Annotated in this window: 28 protein-coding genes and 1 riboswitch; of the genes, 13 read left to right on the plus strand and 15 right to left on the minus strand. The window is 66.2% G+C overall.

All coding sequences use genetic code 11. From position 1 onward, the window contains the following. Window positions 1-166 precede the first annotated feature (166 nt). Complete coding sequence (locus tag J0F76_RS14835) at window positions 167-1,420, plus strand: calcium-binding protein (protein ID WP_242690231.1); 1,254 nt, start codon at window positions 167-169, stop codon at window positions 1,418-1,420. Between the two features lie 32 nt (window positions 1,421-1,452). Here the strand turns inward: J0F76_RS14835 and gcvP are convergent, their stop codons facing one another. The 3 genes from gcvP to gcvT form a co-directional block, all read right to left on the minus strand. Then, window positions 1,453-4,290, minus strand: a complete 2,838-nt coding sequence (gcvP, locus tag J0F76_RS14840) for an aminomethyl-transferring glycine dehydrogenase (protein ID WP_207470643.1) — start codon at window positions 4,288-4,290, stop codon at window positions 1,453-1,455. Between the two features lie 82 nt (window positions 4,291-4,372). After that, window positions 4,373-4,729 carry a glycine cleavage system protein GcvH gene (gcvH, locus tag J0F76_RS14845; protein WP_207470678.1) on the minus strand — a complete coding sequence of 119 codons (357 nt, stop codon included), beginning with the start codon at window positions 4,727-4,729 and terminating at the stop codon, window positions 4,373-4,375. A 16-nt stretch (window positions 4,730-4,745) separates the two neighbouring features. Further along, complete coding sequence (gene gcvT, locus J0F76_RS14850) at window positions 4,746-5,870, minus strand: glycine cleavage system aminomethyltransferase GcvT (RefSeq protein ID WP_207470646.1); 1,125 nt, start codon at window positions 5,868-5,870, stop codon at window positions 4,746-4,748. 155 nt (window positions 5,871-6,025) lie between these two features. After that, window positions 6,026-6,115: riboswitch (glycine riboswitch) on the minus strand. 132 nt (window positions 6,116-6,247) lie between these two features. Here gcvT and J0F76_RS21270 point away from each other — a divergent pair. Next, complete coding sequence (locus J0F76_RS21270) at window positions 6,248-7,984, plus strand: glycosyl transferase family 90 (RefSeq protein ID WP_207470647.1); 1,737 nt, start codon at window positions 6,248-6,250, stop codon at window positions 7,982-7,984. After that, complete coding sequence (locus J0F76_RS14860) at window positions 7,971-8,309, plus strand: DUF3140 domain-containing protein (protein ID WP_207470648.1); 339 nt, start codon at window positions 7,971-7,973, stop codon at window positions 8,307-8,309. Before J0F76_RS21270 ends, J0F76_RS14860 begins: the two co-directional genes overlap by 14 nt. Here the strand turns inward: J0F76_RS14860 and J0F76_RS14865 are convergent. Beyond that, window positions 8,306-9,085, minus strand: a complete 780-nt coding sequence (locus tag J0F76_RS14865) for an SDR family oxidoreductase (protein ID WP_207470649.1) — start codon at window positions 9,083-9,085, stop codon at window positions 8,306-8,308. The two genes, J0F76_RS14860 and J0F76_RS14865, sit on opposite strands and share 4 nt — an antisense overlap. A gap of 68 nt (window positions 9,086-9,153) precedes the next feature. Here J0F76_RS14865 and J0F76_RS14870 point away from each other — a divergent pair, with 68 nt between their 5' ends. The 3 genes from J0F76_RS14870 to J0F76_RS14875 are packed head-to-tail and all read left to right on the plus strand — an operon-like array spanning window position 9,154 to window position 10,619. Further along, complete coding sequence (locus J0F76_RS14870; protein ID WP_207470650.1) at window positions 9,154-9,699, plus strand: DsbA family protein; 546 nt, start codon at window positions 9,154-9,156, stop codon at window positions 9,697-9,699. A 6-nt stretch (window positions 9,700-9,705) separates the two neighbouring features. Next, complete coding sequence (locus J0F76_RS20965) at window positions 9,706-9,978, plus strand: hypothetical protein (protein WP_242690229.1); 273 nt, start codon at window positions 9,706-9,708, stop codon at window positions 9,976-9,978. Then, window positions 9,954-10,619 (plus strand): HNH endonuclease, encoded by a 666-nt coding sequence (locus tag J0F76_RS14875; RefSeq protein WP_242690230.1) that lies wholly within the window; start codon window positions 9,954-9,956, stop codon window positions 10,617-10,619. The genes J0F76_RS20965 and J0F76_RS14875 overlap by 25 nt, the downstream gene beginning before the upstream one ends. Here the strand turns inward: J0F76_RS14875 and rpe are convergent, their stop codons facing one another. The 8 genes from rpe to J0F76_RS14915 form a co-directional block, all read right to left on the minus strand. Beyond that, window positions 10,620-11,318 (minus strand): ribulose-phosphate 3-epimerase, encoded by a 699-nt coding sequence (gene rpe / locus J0F76_RS14880; protein ID WP_207470651.1) that lies wholly within the window; start codon window positions 11,316-11,318, stop codon window positions 10,620-10,622. Between the two features lie 19 nt (window positions 11,319-11,337). Next, window positions 11,338-12,291, minus strand: coding sequence for a CbbX protein (cbbX, locus tag J0F76_RS14885; RefSeq protein ID WP_207470652.1), 954 nt, complete (start codon window positions 12,289-12,291; stop codon window positions 11,338-11,340). An 89-nt stretch (window positions 12,292-12,380) separates the two neighbouring features. Beyond that, window positions 12,381-12,797: a ribulose bisphosphate carboxylase small subunit gene (locus tag J0F76_RS14890; RefSeq protein ID WP_207470653.1), complete on the minus strand. Its 417-nt coding sequence runs from the start codon at window positions 12,795-12,797 to the stop codon at window positions 12,381-12,383. A 53-nt stretch (window positions 12,798-12,850) separates the two neighbouring features. Continuing rightward, window positions 12,851-14,314, minus strand: a complete 1,464-nt coding sequence (locus J0F76_RS14895; protein WP_207470654.1) for a form I ribulose bisphosphate carboxylase large subunit — start codon at window positions 14,312-14,314, stop codon at window positions 12,851-12,853. A 14-nt stretch (window positions 14,315-14,328) separates the two neighbouring features. Continuing rightward, a complete protein-coding gene (gene fba / locus J0F76_RS14900; protein ID WP_207470655.1) occupies window positions 14,329-15,408 on the minus strand; it encodes a class II fructose-bisphosphate aldolase in 1,080 nt (359 codons plus the stop codon). Next, a complete protein-coding gene (gene tkt, locus J0F76_RS14905; RefSeq protein ID WP_207470656.1) occupies window positions 15,399-17,402 on the minus strand; it encodes a transketolase in 2,004 nt (667 codons plus the stop codon). The genes fba and tkt overlap by 10 nt, the downstream gene beginning before the upstream one ends. Window positions 17,403-17,414: 12 nt before the next feature. Continuing rightward, complete coding sequence (locus tag J0F76_RS14910) at window positions 17,415-18,287, minus strand: phosphoribulokinase (RefSeq protein WP_207470657.1); 873 nt, start codon at window positions 18,285-18,287, stop codon at window positions 17,415-17,417. Between the two features lie 7 nt (window positions 18,288-18,294). Beyond that, window positions 18,295-19,290 carry a class 1 fructose-bisphosphatase gene (locus J0F76_RS14915; protein WP_207470660.1) on the minus strand — a complete coding sequence of 332 codons (996 nt, stop codon included), beginning with the start codon at window positions 19,288-19,290 and terminating at the stop codon, window positions 18,295-18,297. Between the two features lie 95 nt (window positions 19,291-19,385). Here J0F76_RS14915 and cbbR point away from each other — a divergent pair, with 95 nt between their 5' ends. Then, window positions 19,386-20,306, plus strand: coding sequence for a LysR family regulator CbbR (gene cbbR, locus J0F76_RS14920; RefSeq protein WP_207470662.1), 921 nt, complete (start codon window positions 19,386-19,388; stop codon window positions 20,304-20,306). On the opposite strand, the gene J0F76_RS14925 is transcribed toward cbbR, so the two are convergent. Together J0F76_RS14925 and fliK are read right to left on the minus strand one after the other, a co-directional pair. Continuing rightward, window positions 20,303-20,980, minus strand: coding sequence for a flagellar hook capping FlgD N-terminal domain-containing protein (locus J0F76_RS14925; RefSeq protein ID WP_207470664.1), 678 nt, complete (start codon window positions 20,978-20,980; stop codon window positions 20,303-20,305). The genes cbbR and J0F76_RS14925 overlap by 4 nt on opposite strands. Before the next feature lie 12 nt (window positions 20,981-20,992). Further along, the gene (gene fliK / locus J0F76_RS14930; RefSeq protein WP_207470666.1) at window positions 20,993-21,895 is read right to left on the minus strand and encodes a flagellar hook-length control protein FliK; all 903 of its coding nucleotides are present in this window, start codon (window positions 21,893-21,895) and stop codon (window positions 20,993-20,995) included. Between the two features lie 106 nt (window positions 21,896-22,001). On the opposite strand from fliK, the gene J0F76_RS14935 reads away from it, so the two are divergent. The 6 genes from J0F76_RS14935 to J0F76_RS14960 all read left to right on the plus strand — a co-directional run bounded on the left by J0F76_RS14935 (window position 22,002) and on the right by J0F76_RS14960 (window position 25,186). Further along, the gene (locus J0F76_RS14935; RefSeq protein WP_207470669.1) at window positions 22,002-22,244 is read left to right on the plus strand and encodes a chemotaxis protein chel; all 243 of its coding nucleotides are present in this window, start codon (window positions 22,002-22,004) and stop codon (window positions 22,242-22,244) included. Further along, on the plus strand, window positions 22,241-22,558 hold the full coding sequence (locus tag J0F76_RS14940) for a hypothetical protein (RefSeq protein WP_207470671.1): 318 nt from the start codon (window positions 22,241-22,243) through the stop codon (window positions 22,556-22,558). The genes J0F76_RS14935 and J0F76_RS14940 overlap by 4 nt, the downstream gene beginning before the upstream one ends. A gap of 172 nt (window positions 22,559-22,730) precedes the next feature. Further along, entirely contained in the window at window positions 22,731-23,573 is an 843-nt protein-coding gene (locus J0F76_RS14945) for a flagellin N-terminal helical domain-containing protein (RefSeq protein ID WP_207470673.1), read from the plus strand. 59 nt (window positions 23,574-23,632) lie between these two features. Further along, window positions 23,633-24,007, plus strand: a complete 375-nt coding sequence (gene flaF / locus J0F76_RS14950) for a flagellar biosynthesis regulator FlaF (RefSeq protein ID WP_207470675.1) — start codon at window positions 23,633-23,635, stop codon at window positions 24,005-24,007. After that, complete coding sequence (gene flbT / locus J0F76_RS14955; RefSeq protein WP_207470676.1) at window positions 24,004-24,408, plus strand: flagellar biosynthesis repressor FlbT; 405 nt, start codon at window positions 24,004-24,006, stop codon at window positions 24,406-24,408. The genes flaF and flbT overlap by 4 nt, the downstream gene beginning before the upstream one ends. 7 nt (window positions 24,409-24,415) lie before the next feature. Next, window positions 24,416-25,186, plus strand: a complete 771-nt coding sequence (locus J0F76_RS14960) for a DUF1217 domain-containing protein (protein ID WP_207470677.1) — start codon at window positions 24,416-24,418, stop codon at window positions 25,184-25,186. A 697-nt stretch (window positions 25,187-25,883) separates the two neighbouring features. On the opposite strand, the gene J0F76_RS21370 is transcribed toward J0F76_RS14960, so the two are convergent. Continuing rightward, window positions 25,884-26,024, minus strand: a 141-nt coding sequence (locus J0F76_RS21370; RefSeq protein ID WP_207470679.1) for an integrase core domain-containing protein, incomplete at its 5' end; no start/stop codon positions are given.

Consider the following 26,024-nt stretch of genomic DNA (forward strand, 5'->3'; position numbering starts at 1 on the left):
GTCTGCGATCTGTTCTCCGACGAGGAATGCTACAACTACTTCAAAGCCGCAGGTTATGAGGTCGATTGAGTGCAACAGGCTCTAGCAATCCCTCGCGGCCATCCGGCCGAAGGTGTTGTTTTCGCCCGCGGCATGACGGGTATTCGAGGGGGATGTTGTCGTGGCAATGCTTTACGCCAGCCTGGCCTATGACCAGGACGGCCTGGACCTGAACCGGCTGGTCCGGAACGTCGAACAGGTCGCTTTCGAGAACAACTACAACCTGCGGGCGGGAAACCTGGTCTTCGAGGACCTTTATGCCGTCGCGTGGAGCGATGACGACGGCTATTCCATGGCCAGCGGATTCCTCGGCAAGGACATCCGGGTCGATTCCCGCGACACCATGACCGCCGGAACCATCCAAAGCTATTCGGAACTGGCCTGGCATGGCTGGGAATACCAGCCGGCCTGGCTGATCTACGGCATCGACATCCAGGCAACCGACATGACCCGCGCCATGGCCACGCTGTCGCGCGCGGACGACAATGCCATCGTCGCGCGGATGCTGGCCGGAAACGACCGCTTCGACCTCGGCATGTTCGGCGACGATGCGAACGGGCTTGGCGGCAATGACACGATCCATGGCATGGGCGGCAACGATACACTGCGCGGCGGCCTGGGCAATGACAGGCTGATCGGCGGAAACGACGATGACACGCTGTTTCTGGACGCAGGCGGTGACGTGCTGCTGGGCGGCGGCGGAAACGACTGGGTCCGCGTGTCGGGCAAGGCCGGCGTGGCGCTGCGGCTGGATACCGTCGAACTCCAGAATACCGGCTTGGGCCACGACCAGCTTGTCGGGATCGAGAATGCAGCCGGAGGCAATGGCAACGACCGTCTGACGGGGTCCGCCCTTGCCAACCATCTGGCAGGAGGGGCAGGCAACGATCTGCTGAACGGGTTGGCGGGTGCCGACCAGTTGATCGGCGGGGCAGGCAACGATTCCCTGGTCGGGGCGGACGGCCTTGACACCTTGGCCGGAGGGGACGGCAACGACCGGCTGAACGGCGGCAAGGGCCTGGACCGGCTGTTCGGGGGCGCCGGCGCGGATCACTTCGTCTTCGGCACCCTTGCAGACGGTTCGGCGCAATTCGCGCAGTCCGATGTCATTCTCGACTTCCAGAAAGGCGCCGATGTCATCGATCTTAGCGCCCTTGATGGCTCGGCCATATCAAGGGGCAACAACGCGTTCGGCTTTATCGGGACGCAGCACTTTGGCACCATGCCCCAAGGCGTGATCGCGATCCGCCATGCCGATCGCGCGGGAAGGGCCCAGGACGTGACCTCGATCCTGATCGACAACGATGCGGACCCCCAGGCCGAGATGGTGATCCGCCTGTCCGGGATACATGACCTGACCGCCAGCGACTTCCTGCTGTAGCAAAAAGGGCGCCCCAAGGGCGCCCTTTTTCGTCATTCCGCCACCTCGGCATAGCTTTCCAGGGGCGGGCAGGTGCAGACCAGGTTGCGGTCGCCATAGGCGTTGTCCACCCGGCCAACGGGTGGCCAATACTTGTCCACCCGGAACGCGCCCGGCGGGAAGCAGCCCTGTTCGCGGGAATACGGGCGGTCCCAGTCGGCCACCAGGTCCTCGACCGTGTGGGGGGCATGGCGCAGGGGGCTCTGGTGGGCCTCGATCCGGCCCTCGGCCACCTCGGTGATCTCGTCGCGGATCGCCAGAAGGGCGGTGACGAAGCGGTCGATCTCGGCCTTGGTCTCGGACTCGGTCGGCTCCACCATCAGCGTGCCCGCCACGGGCCAGCTCATCGTCGGGGCATGGAAGCCGTTGTCGATCAGCCGCTTGGCGATGTCGTCCACGGTGACGCCGTGGTCGGCAAAGGGCCGCGTGTCGATGATGCACTCATGCGCGACCCGTCCCCGGTTGCCCATGAACAGGATCGGATAGGCCCCGGCCAGCCGAGACGCGATGTAATTGGCGTTCAGGATCGCCACGCGCGTGGCCTGCGTCAGCCCCGCCCCGCCCATCATCAGGCAATACGCCCAGGAGATCAGCAGGATCGACGCGCTGCCATAGGGCGCCGCGCTGACGGCGCCGCTGTCATCCTCTCGCGGATCGCCGGGCAGGAAGGGCGCCAGATGCGCCTTGACCCCGATCGGCCCCATGCCGGGGCCTCCGCCGCCATGCGGGATGGCGAAGGTCTTGTGCAGGTTCAGGTGGCTGACATCGCCGCCGATCTCGCCCGGCTTCACCAGCCCGACAAGCGCGTTCATGTTCGCCCCGTCAATATAGACCTGGCCGCCGTGCCTGTGGGTGATGTCGCAAACCTCGCGCACGGTGTCCTCGAAGACGCCGTGGGTGGAGGGGTAGGTGATCATCACCGCCGCCAATTTGTCGCCCGCCTTGGCCGCCTTGTCCGCGAAATCCTCCAGGTCGATGTCGCCGTTGGGCGCGGATTTCACCACCACGACCTTCATCCCGCACATCTGAGCGCTTGCCGGGTTGGTGCCATGCGCCGAAACCGGGATCAGGCAGACATCCCGCTCCTCGCCCCGCGACTTGTGGTATGCCGCAATCGTCAGCAGCCCCGCATATTCCCCCTGCGCACCGCTGTTCGGCTGCATGGAAAACGCGTCGTAGCCGGTGATGGCGCACAGCTTGTCAGTTAGGTCGCGAATCGCCTCGGCATAGCCCGCCGCCTGGTCGGCCGGCGCGAAGGGGTGCAGCGCGCCGAACTCGGGCCAGGTGATCGGCATCATCTCGGCCGCCGCGTTCAGCTTCATGGTGCAGGACCCCAGCGGGATCATCGCCCGGTCCAGCGCCAGATCGCGATCCGACAACCGGCGCATGTAGCGCATCATCTCGGATTCCGCGCGGTTCATGTGGAACACCGGATGGGTCAGGTAGTCGCTTTCGCGCAGCAGCGCCTCGGGGATGGCCAGGCCGGTGGCGGCTTCGGCCGCATCGGTGATGCCGAAGGCGTCCAGCAGCCGCGTGATCACACTGGCATCGGTGGTTTCATCGACGCTGATGCCGACTCGGTCACGGCCCACCTTGCGCAGGTTGATGCCACGGTGGCGGGCGGCGGCCATGATGCCCTGCTGGCCCACGCCCACCTTGACGGTGATCGTGTCGAAGAAGGCCTCGGGCGCGACCTCGGCCCCCGCCGCGCGCAGGGCGTCGGCGATGGTGACGGCGTGCAGATGCACCCGCTGCGCGATGGCGCGCAGGCCCACCGGCCCGTGGAAGACGGCATAGAAGGACGCCATCACCGCCAGCAGCGCCTGCGCGGTGCAGACGTTCGAGGTGGCCTTCTCGCGCCGAATATGCTGTTCGCGCGTTTGCAGCGACAGGCGATAGGCCTTGTTGCCCTTGGCATCGATGGACACGCCCACGATCCGCCCCGGCATGGCGCGCTTCAACTCGTCGCGGCAGGACATGAAGGCGGCGTGCGGCCCGCCATAGCCCATCGGCACTCCGAATCGCTGCGCGGACCCCACGGCGATGTCGGCGCCCATCGCGCCCGGTTCCTTCAGCAGGCACAAGGCCAGCAGGTCGGTCGCCACCACGGCCAAGGCGCCCGCCGCGTGCAGGGCTGAAATCTCGGGCGTCAGGTCGCGGATGTGACCATAGGTGCCCGGATACTGGAAGATCGCCCCGAAAACCTCCTCCGCCTTCAGGTCATCGATGGAGGCCTTGACAATGCGGATGCCCAAGGGCGCCGCCCGCGTTTCGATCACGGCGATGGTCTGGGGGTGCAGGTCATGGGCCACGAAGAACGCATCGGCCTTGGACTTCGACTGCCGGCGCGCCATGGCCATGGCCTCGGCCGCCGCCGTCGCCTCGTCAAGCAGGCTGGCATTGGCGACCGGCAGCCCGGTCAGGTCGGCGACCATGGTCTGGAAGTTCAGCAGCGCCTCCAGCCGCCCTTGCGCGATCTCGGGCTGATAAGGGGTATAGGCCGTGTACCAGGCCGGGTTCTCCAGGATGTTGCGCTGGATCGCGGGCGGCGTGACGGTGCCGTGATAGCCCTGGCCGATCAGGCTGGTCATCACGGTGTTCTTCGCCGCGACCTGCCGCATCCGGTCCAGAAGGGCTGCCTCGGACAGCGCGGGCCAGTCCAGCGGCGTGCCCTGCCGGATCGCGCGGGGCACGGTCTGGTCGATCAGCGCATCAAGGCTGTCGGCGCCTACGACCTTCAGCATCGCCTCCATCTCGGCGGGCGAGGGGCCGATGTGGCGGCGGTTCGCGAAATCGTCGGGGTTGTAGTCGGTCGGGGTCCAGCGGGTCATGGTCGCCTTCTTTCCAAGGCGCCTTTGCCTTGGCTCAAATATCCTGCAGGGGGTCCGGGGGACGCAAGGTCCCCCGGCGACATCAGCCGATCAGCGCCTGATAGGCGGCATCGTCCATGAAGCCGTCCAGGCTCGTCCCGTCGGCGGGCTTGATGCGGAAGAACCAGGCAGCCAGCGGATCGTCGTTCACGCCACCCGGCGCATCGGCCAGGGCGCTGTTCACTGCCGTGATCACGCCCGCGACCGGGGCGGCGATGTCCGAGGCGGCCTTGACGGATTCGATCACCACGACCTCGTCGCCCGCCGAGACCTCGCGGCCTTCCTCGGGCAGTTCGATGAAGACCACGTCGCCCAGTTGCTCGCTGGCATGGGCGGTGATGCCGACGACGATCTCGTCACCCTCGGCGCGCAGCCATTCATGGTCTTCGGTATATTTCAGCATGGGGTCAGGCTCCTCAGCGTTTGTAGGACGGGGTGATGAAGGGCAGGGGGGTGATGGCCACGGGGATGCGCTTGCCGCGCAACTCGGCATGGACCGTGGCGCCGTCCGGCAGGCCGGTGGGCAGGCAGGCCATGGCGACGGGACCGTTCACCGACGGACCGAAGCCGCCGGACGAGACATGGCCAACAGGTTCGCCACCCTCGGCATCGGCAAAGATCGCCACACCCTCGCGGATCGGCGCGCGGCCCTCGGGGCGCAATCCGCGCCGCACGGATGCCGGACCCTCGGCCAGTTCCGCCAGGATCGCGTCGGCGCCCGGAAAGCCGCCCGCCCGCGCGCCGCCGCTGCGGCGAACCTTGGGGATCGACCAGCCAAGCGCGGCCTGCGCCGGCGTCACCGTTGCGTCCATGTCATGCCCGTAAAGCGGCATCCCGGCCTCCAGCCGCAGGCTGTCACGAGCGCCAAGGCCGATGGGCGCGACCTCGGGCTGGTCCAGCAACGCCTGGGCGAACCGGCGCAGGTCCGCCGCGGGAACCGAGATTTCGAACCCGTCCTCGCCCGTATAGCCGGACCGTGACATCCACAGCTCGACCCCGTCCCAGACATGGATCTGGCTGTCCATGAACCGCATGTCGGCCGTGGCGGGCACCAGCCGGGCCAGAACCCCGGCCGCCTGGGGTCCTTGCAGCGCCAGCAGCCCGCGATCGGTGACGGGCGTCACCGTCACGCCTTCCAGCGTCTGCAGATGCGCGATGTCCTTATCGGCGCAGGCCGCATTGACCACCAGCAGGAAATGATCCCCCCGGTTGGCGAACATCAGGTCGTCCCCGATGCCGCCCTGGTCGTTGGTGAACAGGCCATAGCGCTGCCGCCCCTGCGGCAGGCCCAGCACATCCGCCGGGATCAGGCTTTCCAGCGCCAGCGCGGCCTGCGCCATGTCCCCGCCTTGGGGCGTGACCAGAACCTGGCCCATGTGGCTGACGTCGAACAGCCCGGCACGCGCGCGGGTGTGCAGGTGCTCGGCCATGACGCCGGTGGGATACTGGACCGGCATAGCCCATCCGGCAAAGGGCACCATGCGGGCGCCAAGCGCGACATGCAGGTCGTAAAGTCCGGTCCGGCGCGAATCGTCGGTCATCTGACCTCCTTCAAGACAGCCGGACAGCCGGCATCGGGTGGCGGGCGGATGCCCGATACGATGCCCCCTCTGTCCTTGCCCGCCCGGACCTGCCGGGTTGGGCGCCTGAGATCGTTATCCCTTCGGCGGGCGCGAACGCCACTCTCCAGAGTTCTTGACGGAAAGCGGTCCTTCTGCCTGAGAGTTCGCCGGGGCGGCTGCTCCTTCGGCACCGGCGCAAGGCCGGCTTCTCCCGAATTCCGATGGCTGACAGCTAGCCGGGCGGCCGGGCCAAGGCAAGCCTTTTGTCGTAGTCGCCGCGTGTGCGATCAACCCTGCCGCGATTGACAGCGGCCCTCCCTCGCCGCAGGGTCGCGCCGCATCGGACGGAGGGTGGCGTGGCGCGCAAGTTCTTTCAGATCGGCTACAACAAGTGCGGCACGACCTTCATCGCCAGGCTGTTCGGCATGAACGGCTATCCCGCCGTCCACTGGGCCGAGGGCGCCCTGGCCGAGGACATCGCCTGGTCAAAGCTGGCAGGCGTCAGGCCCCTGCAACCCTGGGCCGACACCACGGTCGCCTTCACAGACATGGAATCGGTGCGCTACCTGAACATGCCGGTGGTCGAGGCGTTCAAGGAATACCGCTTCCTTGACGAAAGCTATCCCGGCTCGGTCTTCCTGCTGAACACCCGAAATGTCGAGGACTGGGTGATCAGCCGCTATATGCACCGGGGCGGCGGCTATGCCCGTGCCTATGCCCGGATCCGCGGGGTGGGGGTCGGCGATCTGGCCGACCTGTGGGCGGCCGAATGGGACGCGCACCTGGCCGCCTGCCGCACCTATTTCGCGGGCCGGCCCGAGTTCGTCGAGATCGACATCGACCGCGCCGCCCCCGGCGATTACCGCGATGCCCTGGCGCCCTGGTTCGACCTGCCCCAGTGTCCGCCCCGGCCCGGCGCAGGGGCGAAGGTGCGGCGCGAGGGTTATCTTGCCGGCCTGTCGCAGATGCTGACCGAGGCCCCCGCCGATGTGGCGCAGGCCGACCGGGACCGCGTCAGCGCGACGATCGTCCGGACCGCCCTGCCAGCCGCGTCGGCGGCGGGGGATCATCGCGCCGTCTCGAACCATTTTGCCGTGGTCGATCTGGACAAGGGCGAGGTCCGGGACCGCAACGGCGATCCGCTGCCCCTGCGTCCGGGTCCGGACGGGTTCTTCCATGCCAAGCCCGGACTGCCCCGCCTGCTGCGCATCGCCACCACCGCCAACGACATCGCGCAGGCGGCCGATGGCGGCGTTTATGCCATCGACATGCAGCCCGGCCTGACGGGCGGGGGCACGGGGCCGGTCCTGGCCCCGTGCCGCCGGGCGGGGGCGGCCAACGTGTTCCTGTGGCCGATGCCCTGGCTGCATCGCCTGGGCAACGACGGCTATCTGGGCCGTCCGGGCCGGATCGATTCGCCCTTTGCCGAGAAGCTTGACCGGGCGGTCTGGCGGGGCGACCTGTCGGGCCATGTGGCCGGGCAGGACGGCCAGCCGCGCAGGCCGGTCCACGATGTCGTGTCGGACATCCTGGCAGGCGGGCCCCAGGCCGACCTTTATGCCGCCACCCGTGTCGCGCTGACCCTGCGCCATCTGGGATCGCCGGACATCGACGCGGGCCTGACCCCCGATGCGCGGGGAACAAGGGCGCTGGACCGCGCCGGGCTGTCGCACCTGATCGCGGCGCGGAAGGGCGACGACTTCCTGTTGTCGCATCGCTACCTGATCTGCCTGGGCGCGACCTCGGGGGCCGAGGATTTCCTGCCGCTGGCCAACAGCCACGCGGTCGTGCTTCTGGAGGAGGACGGCTGGGAGACATTCGCAAGGGGGCTTTTCCAGCCCTGGCAGCACTACATCCCCCTGGAACCCGGCGCGGGCGACCTGCCCGACCGGCTTGCCTGGGCGCGCGCCAATCCCGATGAATGCCAGCGGATCTCAGCCCGCGCCCGTGCGTTGTGCGCCGTGCTGGCGGACCCCGAAGCACGCCGCCAGCAGCTTGCGGGCATCCTGCGGGCCTATCGCCTGCACGGTTCTGGAACCCCGGCCGCTGATGCGGGTTTGTCGCGCAAAGGAGCCGCGCATGAAATCCCATGACGAGATCTGGAGCGAGTGGCAGGACCTGGTCAACATGACCCCTGCCGAGTTGCGCAAGTGGCTGGACACGGACGAAAGCCAGGCGGTCGGCGACACCCATGGCGACGGCGAAAGCACTGGCCACAAGTCCGGCCGCCGCATCATCGAGATCAAGGGCAGGAAGAAGGCCGACCTTGACGACGACGACTGGGCGCACATGGCCAAGGTCGTGGGCTATATCAAGCGCCACATGGCCCAGGGCGGCCCGCGCGAGGACAAGGAAAACAGCGACTGGCGCTTTTCCCTGATGAACTGGGGCCACGACCCGCTGAAGCAGGAACGCTAGATCGTCACGTTCAGGGCCCCGCCGTCCAGCAGGATGTTCTGGCCCACGATGAAGCGCGCCTGCTGGCTGCACAGGAAGGCGCAGGTCGCGCCGAAATCCTCGGGCGTGCCGTAGGTGCCGGTGGGAATGCCCGCCTGACGCTGGCGCCGCGCCTCGTCCATGCTGATGCCCTGCTTGTCGGACACGCCCTTGTCCAGGCTGTCGGCGCGGTCGGTCGCGTGGATGCCGGGCAGGATGTTGTTCACGCAGACGCCGCTGCCCGCCACCTGCCGCGACATGCCCGCGACGAATCCGGTCAGCCCGGTCCGCGCCGTGTTCGATAGACCAAGAACCGCGATGGGCGATCGGACGGATTGCGAGGTGATGTTGACCACCCGGCCCCAGCCCCGCTCCATCATGGGGGGGACAAGCGCCTGCATCAGCGCAATGGCCGACAGCATGTTGGCGTCGATGGCGCGGATGAAGTCGTCGCGGTTCCAGTCGCGCCAGTCGCCCGGCGGCGGGCCGCCCGCGTTCGTGACCAGGATATCGGCCTGTCCCACCGCCGCCAGCACGGCGGCGCGGCCTTCCTCTGTGGTGATGTCGGCAGCGACAGGGGTGACGTTGACGCCGTGCTTCGCCGCGATCTCCCGGGCGGTGCGGGTGATGTCGGCCTCGGTCCGGCTGTTGATGACCAGATCCACGCCCGCCTCGGCCAGGGCCTCGGCGCAGCCGCGTCCCAAGCCCTTCGAGGCCGCGCAAACCAGCCCCCGCTTTCCCCTGATGCCCAGATCCATTGCCATCCTCCTTGGTTGTCCGCAGGATGCCCGCGACGGGGGGAATGTCAAACCGAAGAGGCCATCCGATGTCGAAACGCACCGCCGATCCGCTGGAATGGGGACAAGGCCCAAGCAGCTTCGAAATCTTCCTGGAGCCGACCTGCCCCTTCTCAGTCAAGGCCTTCCGCAAGCTGGACGCCTTTCTGGACGCGGCAGGGCGGGACCGCGTGACCGTCAAGCTGCGGATGCAGTCGCAGCCCTGGCACCTGTTTTCCCCCGTCGTGACGCGCTGCGTGCTGGCGGCCTCCATGACCGAAGGCGGCCGCGACAAGGCCCGCCGCGTCCTGGACGCCATTGCCGACCACCGCGACGATTTCGAGTTCGAGGAACATCGCAAGGGTCCGAACATGGACGCCACGCCCCGCCAGATCATCGCCCGGCTGGAGGATCGCAGCGGCGTGGCCCTGGCCGACGCTTTCGCCTTCCCCGAGCTTGAGGCCGTCATCAAGTGGCACGCGAAATACGCCCGCCAGAACGGCATCCATGTCTCGCCCACCTTCATGGTGAACGGGCTGGCAACAGGGCTTGGCAGCGGCGACCCGGTCGGGGACTGGGCGGCGGCGCTGGGCTGACGGCCGATGGTCAAGCTGGTCCTGATGCACAAGGCGGATTCGATCTATGACGATCAGCCAGATCAGGTTTACGACTTTCCGCGCCAATATCTAAAGGCGATGAACGAGGCCGTCGGCGATTGGATCGTCTATTATGAACCCGTGAAGGCCGGTCAGCGCGGCTATTTTGCGCTGGCCTTGATCGACCGCATTGATCCCAATCCCGTCGTGCCAGGGCGATACCTTGCCCGCATCCGCCTGGCAGCTTTCTGGAGATGGACCGCCATGTGCCGCGGTTGATCGAAGGTCGGCCGATGGAGGCGGCGCTGACCGCCCCTGACGGATCGCCGTTATCGGGTGGCCTTGCCCAATCAGCCGTGCGCCGCATCACGGAAGGCGACTTCGCGCGGATCGTGAACCTTGGCCTGCCGCAACGGCTTGAGGACATCGAGGCCACCCGCTACGATCCGCGACCCTTCGACATGGCCGAAGGCGCCCAGACCTTCGAGCGCCCGGTCGTCGAACGGTTGCTGCGCAGGTCCTACAGGGACGTGGCTTTCCGCCGCAAGGTTCGCGACGCCTATGATTATCGCTGCGCCATTTCAGGGCTGCGGCTGCGCAACGGCGGCGGTCGTCCCGAGGTCCAGGCGGCCCATATCCGTCCGGTCGAGCACCAGGGCAGCGATTCCGTGCGAAACGGCCTGGCCCTGTCGGGGACGCTGCACTGGATGTTCGATCGCGGGCTGATCTCGGTCGCCGACGACCATTCCATCCTTGTCTCGCGCAACAAGGTGCCGGCCGATGTCGTGGATCGGCTGCTGTCGCCTGGAGGCAGGCTGATCCCGCCCCGCGACCCGAGGGACGCGCCCCATCCCGAAAACCTGCGCTGGCATCGCGAGAATGTCTTCGGCCAGATCGCGACCGGCGACCTGGCTTGGTGATCAGGCCGAGAGCGCCAATCCCTGAGCAGCCTCGCGGATGGCGCGGATGTTGCCGCCATAGACCTGCGGCTGATCGACCGAGCCGCCCTTGAACACGGCCGAGCCCGCCACCAGCACGTCCGCCCCCGCCTTGGCGACCAGGGGCGCGGTGGTCGGATCGACGCCGCCGTCCACCTGGATGTGAATGGGCCTGTCGCCGATCATGCCGCGCAGCCGGGCGATCTTGTCCACCTGCGAATGGATGAACTTCTGCCCGCCGAAGCCCGGGTTCACCGTCATCACCAGCACCATGTCGCACAGGTCCAGCAGGTATTCCACCGCCTCGACCGGGGTGCCGGGGTTCAGCGCGATCCCGGCCTTTTTCCCCGTCGCGCGGATCGCCTGCAGGGTGCGATGCGGGTGCGGCCCCGCCTCGACATGGGCGGTGATGATGTCGGCGCCCGCCTCGGCATAGGCCTCGATATAGGCGTCCACCGGCGCGATCATCAGGTGGACGTCCATGACCGTGTTCACATGGGGGCGGAAGGCCTTCACGGCGGGCGGGCCGAAGGTCAGGTTGGGCACGAAATGCCCGTCCATCACATCCACATGCACCCAGTCGGCGCCCTGCGCTTCGATCGCCCGGATTTCGCGTCCGAAATCGGCGAAATCGGCGGACAGGATCGAAGGGGCGATCTTGATCGAGCGGTCGAAGGCCATCAAACGGTTCCTTTCGCAATCATTCGGCAGCGGCTTGGCGGTTTGCGCCTTGCGCGTCAAGCCTGTCGCCATTCATTCTATCCACGTCCAGGCCGCCCCGAAAGACGCGGCTGGCGCGGATGTCGGGCTCGGTGATCAGGGACAGGCGGCCGACGTCGATTGGACCCTTCGCCTCGTTGAACAGCCGGTTCGCCTGCCGCAGGCGAGCCCGGTCCAGCGCATTCCTGACCGACCGGGCATTGGCGAAATGCGGCTGCCGTCGCCGTGCGGCGATGTATTCGGCCATCGCCGCGCGGGCAGCGTCGTCCAGGCGATAGTTTTGCGCATCCAGCATCCTTTCCGAAATATGCAGCAGTTCGGGATCGGTGTAATCCGGAAACTCGATGTGATGGGCAATGCGCGACCGGAAGCCGGGGTTCGAGGCGAAGAAGCGGTCCATCCGGTCGCCATAGCCCGCCAGGATCACCACAAGGTCGTCGCGGTTGTTTTCCATGACCTGAAGCAGGATCTCGATGGCCTCCTGGCCATAGTCGCGTTCGTTTTCGGGCCGGTACAGATAATAGGCCTCGTCGATGAACAGCACGCCGCCCATGGCCTTCTTCAGCACCTCCTTGGTCTTGGGGGCGGTGTGGCCGATATACTGGCCGACCAGGTCGTCGCGCGTCACCGTGACCAGGTGGCCCTTGCGCACATAGCCCAGGCGGTGCAGCAGATCGGCCATCTTCAGTGCCACCGTTGTCTTGCCGGTGCCGGGATTGCCGGTGAAGGACATGTGCAGCGTGGGCGTTTCCGTCGCCAGGCCCATCTCGCGCCGGGCCTTGTCCACCAGCAGCAGGGCGGCGGTCTCGCGGATGCGGGACTTGACGGGTTCCAGCCCGATCAGGGTGTCGTCCAGTTCGCGCAGAACGTCCCGAACGCCGCTTTCCTCGAACGCAGCGGCCAGATCGATATGGGTGGGGCAGGGGTTGTCCATGGAAGCACCTTGCTGGATCTAGGCGGCGTCTTTCACTTTGGCCTAAATATCCTCGGGGGGTCCGGGGGGCGAAGCGCCCCCGGCGTTGGTCAGTAGCGCGCCCCTTCGGGTTCGCGCACCGCATAGCTTTCGATGGTATACCTGACGCTGCGCCCCTCGGCTTCCTGCCGGACCAGGCGGAAGCCGGGTTCCGTCGCGGGGCGGTTCACGATGAAGCTCATGCGGATGGATTCCCATCCGGGCGAGGCGTCGAAGGCGATGACGCGGATGTATTTGCCGCCATGCTCCTTGCGGCATTCGTTGACCTCGAAGACCACGGCGGCGGCATCCGGGTTGTCGAACATCGGATGCCCCCACATTTCCCAATAGGTGTTCCGGGGATGCGGGTCATCGGTGTACTCGACGGATACGGCCCAGCCGTTGTCGATGGCGTATTGGGCCTGCACGCGGATGTCGTCGTCCGACAGGTCGGGCAGGAAGCTGAACTGTCCTTGGCGCAGTTTCATGGGTATGCTCCTTATGGCGGGGGAAGGTGCGTGTTCACACGCACCGCTGCGGGTCACATCGACACTTCGGGCGTCGGCGCGAAATCGGGCGCATCGGTCGAGGCATAGTTGAAGGACACGTCCTTCCAGACATCCAGCGCCTGCTGCAGCGGCGTGCAGGTGCGGGCCGCATCGCGCAGGATGTCCTCGCCTTCGTTCCAGATGTCGCGGCCGGCGTTGCGGGCGAAGACCATCGCCTCCAGCGCCACGCGGTTGGCGGTGGCGCCCGCCTGGATGCCGTGGGGATGGCCGATGGTGCCGCCGCCGAATTGCAGCACCACGTCCTCGCCCAGATAGGTCAGAAGCTGGTGCATCTGGCCCGCATGGATGCCGCCTGACGCCACCGGCATCATCTTGTTCAAGCTGGCCCAGTCCTGGTCGAAGAAGATGCCGTTCTCCAGCGCCATGGGATTCCGCTCCTCGCGGAAGATGTCGTAATAGCCCTTGGTGGTGGCCGGATCGCCCTCCAGCTTGCCGACGACGGTGCCCGCGTGCAGGTGGTCCACCCCCGCAAGCCGCATCCATTTCGCGATCACGCGGAAGCTGACGCCGTGGCTGCGCTGGCGGGTATAGGTCGAATGGCCCGCGCGGTGCAGGTGCAGGATCATGTCATTGTCCCGCGCCCATCTGGCCATCGACTGGATCGCGGTATAGCCGATCACCAGGTCGATCATCACGATCACGCTGCCCAGCGATTTCGCGAACTCCGCGCGGGCATACATCTCCTCCATCGTCCCGGCGGTGACGTTCAGATACGTCCCCTTCACCTCGCCCGTAGCCGCCGAGGCGCGGTTCACCGCCTCCATGCAGTACAGGAACCGATCGCGCCAATGCATGAAGGGCTGGCTGTTGATGTTCTCGTCGTCCTTGGTGAAGTCCAGGCCCCCCTTCAGCGCCTCATAGACCACGCGCCCATAGTTGCGGCCCGACAGGCCCAGCTTGGGCTTCACGGTCGCGCCCAGCAGCGGGCGGCCATAGACGTTCAGCCGCTCGCGTTCGACCACGATGCCGGTCGCCGGTCCCTGGAAGGTCTTCACATAGGCCACGGGCAGGCGCATGTCCTCCAGCCGCAGGGCCTTCAGGGGCTTGAAGCCGAAGACGTTGCCGATGATCGACGCCGTCAGGTTGGCGATGGAACCCGGCTCGAACAGGTCCAGGTCATAGGCGATATAGGCGAAGTATTCGCCCGAGGAGTTGGGGACCGGATCGACGCGATAGGCCTTGGCGCGGTACTTGTCGCAAGCCGTCAGGCGGTCGGTCCAGACTACCGTCCAGGTCGCGGTGGAACTTTCGCCCGCCACTGCCGCAGCAGCCTCGACCGCATCCACCCCGTCCTGCGGCGTGATCCGGAACAGCGCGATCACGTCGGTGTCCTTGGGGGTGTAGTCCGGTTCCCAGTAACCCATCTGCGCGTATTTCAGCACGCCCGCGGCATACCGCTTCTTGGCATCCATCTTGGGGTTCGACATCTCGTTCATGGTCTTTCCTCCTCTCAGGCGGCTTTCGCGCCGGTGATGGCCGGGTCCAGAGCCCCCGACGCATAGCGTTTGGCCATCTCGTCCATCGCGATGACCTTGATCCTGTGGGCCTGCCCCGCCGTGCCGAAGCGTTCGAACCTGTCGCGGCAGAGCGCGGTCAGCTCGGCCATCGCGGGGATCATGAACTTGCGGGGGTCGAATTCGTCCGGGCGGTCGCGTGCGACCTTGCGGAAATGCCCAGTCATCGCCATGCGGCAGTCGGTGTCGATATTGACCTTGCGCACGCCCATGCGGATGCCGCGTTCGATTTCCTCGACCGGAACGCCCCAGGTCTGCGGCATCTGCCCGCCGGAGGCGTTGATGAGATCCTGCAAGTGCTGCGGGACCGAGGACGATCCGTGCATGACCAGATGCGTGCCGGGCAGGCGGTCGTGGATCGCCTGGATGACGTGCATGGCCAGGATCTCGCCATCCGGCTTGCGGGTGAACTTGTAGGCGCCGTGCGAGGTGCCGCAAGCGATGGCAAGCGCGTCGCAGCGGGTGCGCAGCACGAAATCGACGGCCTGGTCGGGGTCGGTCAGAAGCTGGCTGTGATCCAGCTTGCCTTCGGCGCCCGAGCCATCCTCGGCCGCAGCCTCGCCGGTTTCCAGGCTGCCAAGGACGCCAAGCTCGCCTTCGACCGATGCGCCGACCGCGTGGGCGGCTTCCGCGACCTTGGCCGTCACCGCGACGTTGTAGTCGTAATCTGCCGGAGTCTTCATGTCCTCAAGCAGTGATCCGTCCATCATCACGGAAGTAAAACCGTGGCGGATCGCGGACATGCAGGTCGCCAGGTTGTTGCCGTGGTCCTGGTGCAGGCAGATCGGGACGGCGGGGTTCATCTCGGCGAGGGCCTCGACCATGCGCTTCAGCATGATGTCGCCCGCATAGGACCGCGCCCCGCGCGATGCTTGCAGGATCACCGGGGCATCGACCGCGGCCGCCGCCTTCAGGATCGCCAGGCCCTGTTCCATGTTGTTGATGTTGAAGGCGGGCACGCCGTAGCCATGCTCGGCGGCGTGGTCCAGAAGCTGTCTCAGCGTGATCAGCGCCATTCGTCCTCTCCCTTGACAAGGTGCTTGGCCAAGGCGGCGACCGCCTCGGGCGTGATGCCGAAATGGGCGTAAAGCGCGGGGGCGGGGGCGGATGCGCCAAAGCCCGTCATGCCGACAAAGCCGTCCTCGGGGCGCAGGAACAGATCCCAGCCTTGGCGGATGGCGGCCTCGATCCCGATGCGGGGGGCGTCGCACAACACGCCCTGGCGATAAGCGCGGTCCTGGGCCGCGAACAATTCGAAGCAGGGGGCCGAGACGATGGCGGCATTGATCCGGTCGGCCCGCAGCAGGTCGGCGGCGGCAAGGGCGATCTCGACCTCGGACCCGGTGGCGATCAGGGTCACGTCACGGGGCAGGGGCGTGGCACGCAGGACATAGGCGCCCCGGCGACTGCGGTTGGCATCCTCATCCTCGGTGCGCACCGTGGGCAGGTTCTGCCGCGACAGCGCGAGGACCGAAGGCCCTTGGCTGGTCAGCGCGATTTCCCAGGCCTCGGCGGTTTCCACCGCATCGGCGGGGCGGAAGACCTGGAGGTTCGGGATGGCGCGGAGTGAGGCCAGATGCTCGACCGGCTGGTGGGTCGGGCCGTCCTCTCCCAACCCGATGCTGTCATGGGTCATGACATGGACGACCGGCACCCCCATCAGCGCGCCCAGCCGGATCGCGGGGCGGGAATAGTCGGCAAAGGCCAGGAATGTCCCGCCATAGGGGATGAACCCGCCATGCAGCGCGATGCCGTTCATCACCGCGGCCATCGCATGTTCGCGGATGCCATAGTGGACATAGCGGCCCGTGTAGTCGCCGGGGCGGATGGACTGCATCCCCTTGCTGCGGGTCAGGTTCGATCCGGTCAGGTCAGCGCTTCCGCCAATGGTCTGGGGCAGGGCGACGTTGATGACCTCTAAGGCCATCTCGCTCGCCTTGCGGGTTGCGACCTTCGGGCGATCCTGGACAAGCCTTTGGCAATATTCAGCAATCGTGTTCCGCAAGGTCTGCGCGTCGGGTGCGCCCTGGGCGGCAAGAAAGGCGGCAAGGTCGGGGGAGGCGTCCAACCGTGCCGCCCAAGTTGCCCGAGCCTGCGCCCCGCGCGCCGCGATGGCGGCCCAGGCGGCGGTGACATCCTCGGGCAGGGTGAAGGGCTCATGCGGCCAGTCCAGCATCTTGCGGGCGGCGGCGATCTCCTCGGCCCCCAGCGGCGCCCCGTGGACATCGTGCCCGCCCTGCTTGTTCGGCGCGCCGAAGCCGATGATGGTCTTGCAGGCGATCATGGAGGGGCGGTCGTCGGCCCGCGCGGCTTCGATGGCCGCCGCCACCGCGTCCCGGTCGTGGCCGTCCACCGCCTGCACATGCCAGCCCGCAGCGGCAAAGCGCGCCCGCTGGTCGGTGCTGGTGGACAGGTCCGTGCCGCCGTCGATGGTGATGCCGTTGTCGTCCCACAGCACGACCAGCCGGCCAAGGCGCAGGTGGCCCGCAAGGTCGATCGCCTCGTGGCTGATCCCCTCCATCAGGCAGCCGTCGCCCGCGATCACATAGGTCCAGTGGTCCGTCAGATCGGGCCAGCGGGCATGGGCCATGCGTTCCGCCAAGGCCATGCCAACCGCTGTGGCGATGCCCTGACCCAGGGGGCCGGTCGTCATCTCGATCCCCTCGGCATGGCCGTATTCGGGATGACCCGCCGTGCGCGACCCCATCTGCCGGAAGGCGCGGATCTGGTCGAGCCCCATGTCGTCATAGCCCAGCAGGTGATGGATCGCATAGACCAGCATCGAGCCATGCCCCGCCGACATCACGAAGCGGTCGCGGTCCGGCCAGCGATGATCGCCCGGGTCCACCCGCATGAAGCGGTTGAACAGCACCGTCGCCACGTCGGCCATGCCCATCGGCGCGCCGGGATGGCCGGATTTCGCTGCTTCCACGGCATCCATCGCAAGCGCGCGGATGGCATTGGCCATCTTCGTCTCAAGGCCTTCGTCGATGCGGGTCATCTGGTTCATGGCGTGTCCCCCTCAGGCGCGCTTGGCGTCGTCGATCAGGCGCAGGATCATCGGCGTCAGGATCAGCTGCATGGCGAGGTCGGTCTTCGGCCCCGGGATGACGATGGAATTGGCCCGCGTCATCCACGACCCGTCGATCATCTGGGCCAGATAGGGAAAGTCGATGCCGCGCGGGTTGCGGAAGCGGATCACCACCAGGCTTTCGTCGGCGGTGGGAATCCAGCGCGCGATGAAGGGGTTCGAGGTATCGACCACCGGCACCCGCTGGAAGTTGATGTCGGTCTGGGTGAACTGCGGGCAGATGCAATGCACATAGGCGTGCATCCGGCGCAGGATGGTGTCGGTCACGGCCTCGGTCGAATAGCCCCGGCTGGCCTTGTCGCGGTGGATCTTCTGGATCCACTCCAGGTTGATGACCGGCACCACGCCGATCTTCAGGTCGGCCAGCTTCGCCAGGTTGACCCTGTCGTTGACGACCGCGCCGTGCAGCCCTTCGTAGAACAGCAGGTCGGACCCTTCCTCGAACGGCGCCCAGGGGGTGAAGGTGCCCGGCGCGGACCCCCAGCGTTCAGCTTCGCGGTCGTCGTGGACATAGTGGCGCGTCTCGCCCCGGCCGGTCTCGCCATAGACGCGGAAGATGTCCTCGAGCTTCTCCAGCTCGTTGGCGTCGAAGCTGAAATGGCTGAAGGTCTGGTCGTCCGCCGCCTGCCTGCGGGCCAGTTCGTCCTTCATGGCCTGGCGGTCGAAGCGGTGGAAGGCGTCGCCCTCGATGCTGACGGCGCGGATGCCCTCGCGGCGGAAGATCTGGTCGAAGGTCGTCTTGACGGTCGTGGTGCCCGCGCCGGAACTGCCGGTGACCGAAATGATGGGGTGCTTCTTGCTCATGGTTCCCTCAGGCCCGGAACAGGCCGCGATGGCCGAACAGTGCCGAAACCTCGGCATCGGGCAGGTCGTGATAGGCGGCGACCCGGTCCACCTTCTCGGCGGACCCGAAGACCATGGGCGTGCGCCCGTGCAGGTCGGTGATGGCCCCATCCAGGATCGGCAGCGCGCCGTCGCTCGCCCGGCCGCCCGCCTGCTCGATGACGAAGGCGATGGGCGCGCATTCGTACAGCATCCGCAGCCGGCCCTTTTCGTATCCTTTGCGGGCGTCGGACGGATACAGGAAGATCCCGCCCCGCATCAGGATGCGATGTGCCTCGGCCACCAGACTTGCGATCCAGCGCATGTTGAAGTTGCGCTCTCGCGGGCCGTCGATCCCGGCTAGGCAGTCGTCGATATAGGCGCGGATCGGGCGCGGCCAGTAACGGTAGTTGGACGCGTTGATCGCGAATTCGAAGAAGCAATCCGGCATCACCACGCGCGGGTTCGTCAGGTCGAAGCTGTCCGTGTCGGGGTTCAGCGTGTAGATCTGCGTGCCATCGCCGAAGCTGACCACCAGGCAGCAGCGCGGGCCATAGATGATGTAGCCGCCGACGATCAGGTCGCGAGCCGGGCGAAGGAAACTGGCCTCGGCCTGATCCTCGGCCGGGTAGACCGCGAAGATCGTGCCGATCGACACATTGGTGTCGATGTTGGACGATCCGTCCAGCGGGTCGATGGCCAGGGCAAGGGTTCCGTCCGGCTGCATCGGCAGCGGGGCTGCCTGCTCCTCGCTGGCGAACCACCGCAGGCCGGTGTCGCGCAGCGCATCGCGGAACAGGGCGTCGGCCTGGATGTCCAGGCGCTTCTGCCCGTCCCCGTCGTTGTTGATCCCGACCTCGGACGACAGGCTGTCGTCGCCGCGCCGGATGACGCCCGCCAGCGTCGCCCCGCCGCGCGCCAGCGCCAGCATCAGCGCGCGGAACCGGGGCGGAACATGCGTCGTGTCGATGGTGGGTGTGGTCATCGGCCCCTCCCGTGGCGTCTGGCAAGCCCAGATTGACAGGGGAGGTTTTTCGAGGAAATTTAATAATTCCGAACACGGATTAGATTTGGCTGAAGATGAGGGTGGAAGGCCTTACCCTGCGCCAGTTGCGCTGCCTGCGTGCGGTAGCGGACAGCGGCAGCCTGACCGGCGCGGCAGGCCTGCTGGGCCTGACCACGCCCGCCATCCACAGCCAGCTTCGGGGCCTGGAGGATCTGGCGGGCTGCCCCCTGGTCGCCCGGGCGGAACACGGCGCCTTTCGTCCCACGCCCGAGGGTCGGGCCCTGCTTCTGGCCGAGGAACAGATCGCCACCGCCCTGGCCCGCGCGAGCCGCGACATCGGCGCCCTGCGGCGGGGCCATGTCGGCACTGTCGTGCTGGGCGTGGTCTCGACCGGCAAGTATTTCGCCCCCGGCCTGGTCGCGCGGCTGTTGCGACTTTTGCCCGAGATCGAGGTGACGCTGCGCATCGGCAATCGCGATGCGATCCTTGCGGCCCTTGCCGGCGACGACCTGGATCTGGTGATCATGGGCCGCCCGCCCCGCGAGCCGGCGGTGATCGCCGATCCCGTCGGCCCGCATCCCCACATCATCATCGCGGCGCCTGACCACCCCCTGGCCGATGCGGACCCGGTGATGCCGGGCGACCTGCTGGCCCAGACCTTCCTGTCGCGCGAGGAAGGATCGGGCACCCGCATCCTGATGACCCGCTTTCTGGACCGCATCGGCGAGGGCGCGACCTGGCGCGCGGTCGAGATGGGCACGAACGAGACGATCAAGCAGGCGGTGATCGCGGGCCTGGGCGTCGCGCTGATTTCCCAGCATACCGTGACGGAGGAGCTGCGCAGCGGCCGCCTGATCGCGCTGCGGGGGATCGGGTTGCCAATCCAGCGCAGCTGGTACCTGCTGCGCCGCACCGACCGGCAGATGAGCGCGGCCACGGCTCGCGTCCGCGACGAGACCCTGGCCATGCGCGGCAGCTTCCTGCCGCAGCTCTAGCCGGGGTCGCGGATCGCCTCGATCTGGCTGGCAAGGGCCGATCCGCCGCCCGCGAAGATCAGTTCGATCCCCTGGGAGCCGATCTGCGCCTCGGTCACGGTCACATAGGCGCCGATCGCATTCTCCGAGATCACCTCGCCTGCGCGGCTGCTTTCGACCACGAAGGAATAGCGGCCATCGGCCAGCTTCTGGCCCGAGGCATCGCGCCCGTACCAGTCGATCTGACCCTCGCCTGTGCCGATGTCCTCGCGGCTCACCTCGGCCCCCGTTTCGTTCAGGACGACCAGCGTCACGCTGTCGGCACGGCTGTCATGGGTGATGTCCAGCGTCACCGCCTTGTCCCCGAACCAGACGGGTTCGGTGGTGCGGACCTCCTTGCCGATCCAGGTGGCGACCTGGCCCAGGCTGCCCCCCGTCTGGGCGATCATGTATTCCAGCAGAGCGTTTGTCTGCGTCTGCTGTTCCACGCCCGAAAAGGTGGCAAGCTGGACCGCGAAATCGGTTCCCTCCATCGGGTTGAGCGGGTCCTGGTTCTGCAGTTGCGTGGTCAGCATCCTCAGAAACGTGTTGTAGTTCGCCGACGCTGCCGGCGCCGTGCCCGCCGACGCCGTCGTGGGGGCCGCGCTGGTGCTGGCGGTGGCGGCGGCGGCGGTGGAACCGAGTGCGGAGATCATCTGTCCTTCCTTTCAAATCCTGATGTCCAGCCGCGCGGGAACGGCGATCGGCGACCATGCCACCGGGACGACCCGCATCTGCGCGCTTCCGTCCGAAACGGCATGATCCATCCGCGAGGGCGAGGGGCGTCCGTCATGCGACCCGGACGGGGTGTCGCCTCCGAACTCGAAGGATGCCTCGGGCATCCCGGCATCACCGAAGCATTCCTGCAAAAAGGCCGAGTTGCGCCGCAACTGTTCCAGGACGTCCGGCCGCTCGACCCAGATCATCACATGCGGGCTTTGCTCGGGGCCGGTCACGACCATGCGGAGCCTTCCCAGTTCCTCGGGTGCCAGGGCGATCTCGACGACGCTGTCGCGGGTCGTCACCACGGCCTCGGCGATCTGATGGGCGACCGGAGGCGGAACGGCGGCCTTGACCGGCCGCATGGTGCCGGGCGAAGCGGCCTCGACCTGCGGGAGGGATGGCGCCTGGGCCGCCACGGCCTCGGCCAGCAGCGGTTCCGCGTCGAGTGTCGGCGGCTCTACCGCGACAAGGTCGGCAGGGGCGGGCTCGGCCTGCGGGATGTCCAGCCGCACCCCCTCCGGCATCACAGGCAGGCCGTCTGGCGACGCGGTCCTGGGCGCCATGAGATCCGTCGAGGGCACGGTCACCTGGGTCTCCTCCGCCGCCTGCGGTATCGCGTCCCGCAGGCTGCCGGTGATTCCCGACAGATCCTCGATCAGCAGTTGCAGGGGATCGTGGACCGGAACCTCGGCCGCAGGCCCTTCGTGGCCGGGCGCGTCGGCCGGCTCCTCGGGCAGTTCCTCCCCGAGAGTGAAGCCGGCGTCCGCTTCCTCGACGGCCACGGTCGGCTGGGTCGCCGCGGCAGCCTGCGGGCCGATCAGCAACTGTGTAACAAGGCACTCTGACATATAGGGCGATTCCCGATCCCGATTGGGAATTGGATATCCGCAACTCCTTACTATTTATTTACCGTGGTCCGCCTATCCTGAAAAAACCACGCAATCAGGAAAAACCATGCAGGTCAGCCCTATTCAAACCCCTCCGCCCTTTCAAAAAACCGGATCGGAGGCGGCGGAGAAACTGGAACAAGCGTTTCTTGAGGAAATGATGAAATATTGCGGTCCCAGATCGGTGGCGGGCGCTTTTGGCGGCGGTGCGGGCGAAGACCAGTTCGGCAGCTTCCTGACCCGGGAATATGCCGCGATCATGGCCGCGCAGGTCGACCTCGGCTTCGATGACCGGATGAAACTGCAATGAAGACCAGGCACAAGGCGATGCTGGACGGCGTCCAGCAGGCGATCATTTCCGGCGATTCGGCCTTGGCGCTGGCCCGGATCGAGGCGCTGGCCAAGCGCTTGGAACGTGACCGGATCGAACCCGAGGCCAGGCCCCGGATCGAGCAATCCCTGCTGCACCTGCGCCGCCTGGCCGAGGATTCGGCGCGTGGCACGCAGCGCGCCATCGACCAGATCAAGGATATCCTTCAAAGCGTGCGGATGCTGCAGACCTATGATCAGGCGGGCCGCCGGCACCAGACGCCGACCGATGCCGCCATGCCGCAGCGGTTTTGACTAAAATCCTCTGTGTTCGCTGTTTGGAGGTAGGGGGCAAATTCACTATCCGTAAATCACCGGCTGCTAGGACTGCGGTCATGCCAAAAGCGGCACAGGGACAAACGCCCAGGGTCAGAAGGCCAACCGTCACAATCTCGGGTGCAAAGCATCCATCATACCAGAGGATAAGATGTCCAGTATTCTGACCAACAACGGCGCCATCGTCGCCCTGCAGACCCTGAAGAACGTGAACTCCAGCCTGAACAAGGCGCAGTCGGAAATCTCGACCGGCAAGTCGATCTCCAGCGCCAAGGACAACGCCGCGCTGTGGGCCATTTCCAAGACCATGGAAACCGACCAGGAAGCCGCCAAGACCATCCAGAGCAGCCTGAACGTCGCCAACCAGACCGTCACGACCGCGCTCGCCGGGTCGGACGAGGTCGTCAAGCTGCTGACGGACATGAAGAAGCTGGCGGGAAGCGCCGGAACCGACGGCTTCGACTTCACCACCGTGCAGAACCAGATCACCGAGAAGATGGCGAACATCACCTCGATCGTGACCGGCACGCAGATGAACGGGGTGAACCTGCTCAGCACCGACGGCATCAACGGCGGGGCGACCTTCACCACGCTGGCCTCGCTTGACCGTACGTCGGGGACGGGCGCCACGACCGCCAACACCATCGTGGTCGACTCGCTGGACTACGAAGCGGATATTGTCGGGGGAACGCTCACGACCATCACCGATCAGGCAAGTGCGCTGACTGCCGTGGGAGATATCGAAGCTCTGCTTGACATTGCGATCGCGGGTTCGGCGACCCTCGGCGCGGCCTCGGCGCGGATTACCGACCAGGCCGATTTCGTGGGCAACCTGGCGGACTCGCTGAAGCTCGGCATCGGCTCGCTGGTGGATGCGGACATGGAGGAGGCCTCGGCGCGCCTGCAGGCCCTTCAAACCCAGCAGCAGCTGGGCATCCAGGCCTTGTCGATCGCGAACCAAGCGCCCTCGGCGATCATGAGCCTGTTCCGCTGATCCCTCGCGGGGGCGCCTTGACGGCGCCCCCGCCCCGCCACCGAAATCTCTAGATCAGGATGGTCACCTTGAACGCGGTCTCGTCTTTTGCCGGACATGGCTATGGTAGCAGCGTCGTCCGTACGCCACGCGATGCCGAATACGACGTTTTCTCTCGCATCACCCGGATGCTGCGCCAGGCAGCCGAGGACAAGAACGGCGCCGACGTGATCGCGGCCGTTCACAAGAACAACCAGTTGTGGACGATCCTTGCGGCCGACCTGGCCAGCGCCGGAAATGGACTGCCGGACGAGGTCCGCGGGGGGCTCTTGTCCCTTGCCTCGTTCTCGCTGCGCCACGGCCATCGCGCCATGGCGCGCAAGGCCGCGATCGAGCCGTTGATCGACGTCAACATGGCCGTGATGCGCGGCCTTCGCCAAGGGGGCGCGGCATGAGCGGCCTGGTTCTGAAGCTCGCGCCGAATGAACGGGTGCTGATCAACGGCGCCGTCATCGAAAACGGCGATCGGCGATCCAAGATCGCCATCCGCACGCCCAATGCCAATGTCCTGAGATTGAAGGATGCGCTTCATCCGGACCGTGCCGGCACGCCCGTCGGTCGGGCGTGCTATATCGCGCAACTGATCTTGTCGGGCGACGCACCGCCCGCCGAGGGCAAGCGCCAGTTGCTGCTTGCCATCGCCCAACTTGCGCAGGTGTTCGACAGTGCGGTGGCCCGGGCGGCCCTGCTGGAAGCGAAAGCCAGCGTCGAGGAGGGGGCGATCTATCCGGCCATGCGCCGCTTGCGCGAATTCCTGCCCCAGGAAGAAGAGCTTATCCAGGGCCGTCGCCAGTGAGGGTGCCGTGACTTCTGCCATCAGCATCGGTATCAGTGGCCTTGCAGGCTGGCGCGTCCTGCAGCGGACCGAGACACGTCAGATCGAGGCGACGGCAAAGGACCCGGTGATCCAGCGCGCTACTGCCTACTTCCGGGAAAACCTGACCTCGGAAACCACGGCCGCGGACTTGGTCGGGGACTACAAGATGCTGCAGGTGGCCCTTGCCGCTTTCGGCCTCGAGGACGATCTTCCCAACAAGGCCTTCATACGCAAGGTTTTGGACTCTGATACCGGCGACAGCAAATCGCTGGCCAATCGGCTCAGTGACAAACGCTATCTGAAGCTTGCCAAGGAATTCCAGAACCTTGCCGATACCGAGGCCACAAGCAACATGGTCGCCGAGGCTTATGTTCAGCAACAGTTTCAGAAACGCGTTGGCGAGGGGAATGAAGCCTATCGCCTTGCCCTGAATGCCCGCAAGGAATTGCAAGGCTTCGCTGCACGCACGTCGAGCGACAGGACGATGTGGTACGAAGTCATGGCGAATGAGACATTGCGCGAAGTTTTTGAAGGCGCCTTCGGCTTCAGCAGTTCGATTGCCAATCTTTCGGTTGACCGACAGCTTGACGAGTTCATGTCGGCCTCGGATCGCATCTTGGGAACCAGCAGCTTCGCGGAAATGAGCAAGCCGGAAGTCACCGACAAGTTGATCACGCGCTATCTGGCGTTGTCCCAGATGCAGACGTCGGTCAGCAGCAACCGCTATAGTGCGGCGCTTGCATTGCTCTCCCGTTGACGGGCGCTGAATTGCCAAGATGCTGAAGAAGTGGAGTGAACTCCATGGGCTGCACTACGGGACCCAAGAAAACGGATCCGCTTGACAGGGCTTGATCGCGAAGACCCATCGCATCGTGAGGTCACCGCCGCCGACACTCGATGCCGTTCAAGCGACAGCTTTGCCAGGAGACGCGCGCCGCTGTGCCCGGGCGGCGCGATGCACAGCCACAACATCTCCGCCGACCTTATCCCGCCGTGGAGGGCACAATTCGACCAAAGACGGGTTGAATGACAAGGAGGTCGAGGCAAGCGTCGTCGTGGAGTATCAAGTCCGTCTCGCCGCACGCAAGCGGAAGCTGGGTCAGATGACAAGGGAGTTGGAGCTTGCCAAAGAAACTCCGCAGACGCGGAGCGCGAACAGCAGCGAAAGATCCATCGTCATCAGCGGCACGGTCCATCAGACGGGAATGCAAAAGCCATGAATCTGCCGCGCAGCACCTGTTATTCCCAACCGAGCCAGCCTGCGGGTCTGACGAACGCCGAACCCATCGCCTTCACTGAAGATATCCAGGAGGAACTAGGGCGTGTTGACGTTTGAGGATATCCAAACGGATCGCTGGCTGATTCAAGGCTGCCAAGTGGGAGACAGGGAGTGTCCTGAACTTTGTGTATCTATGAACCGCCCCGGGTTTACCGGAGAGTTTCTGGTTCACTGATTAGGCTGCTTTTCCGGCAGCGTTCAAGCTTGCGTAGAAGACCTCCTCTGCTTCGTTCGGCGTGACGTAACCGATGGCGCTGTGCAGGCGGGCGCTGTTATACCAGTCGACCCATTTCGCTGCGCGGTCCTTCGGTTCAGA

This window comes from Paracoccus fontiphilus (assembly GCF_017356265.1).
Lineage (GTDB): Bacteria > Pseudomonadota > Alphaproteobacteria > Rhodobacterales > Rhodobacteraceae > Paracoccus > Paracoccus fontiphilus.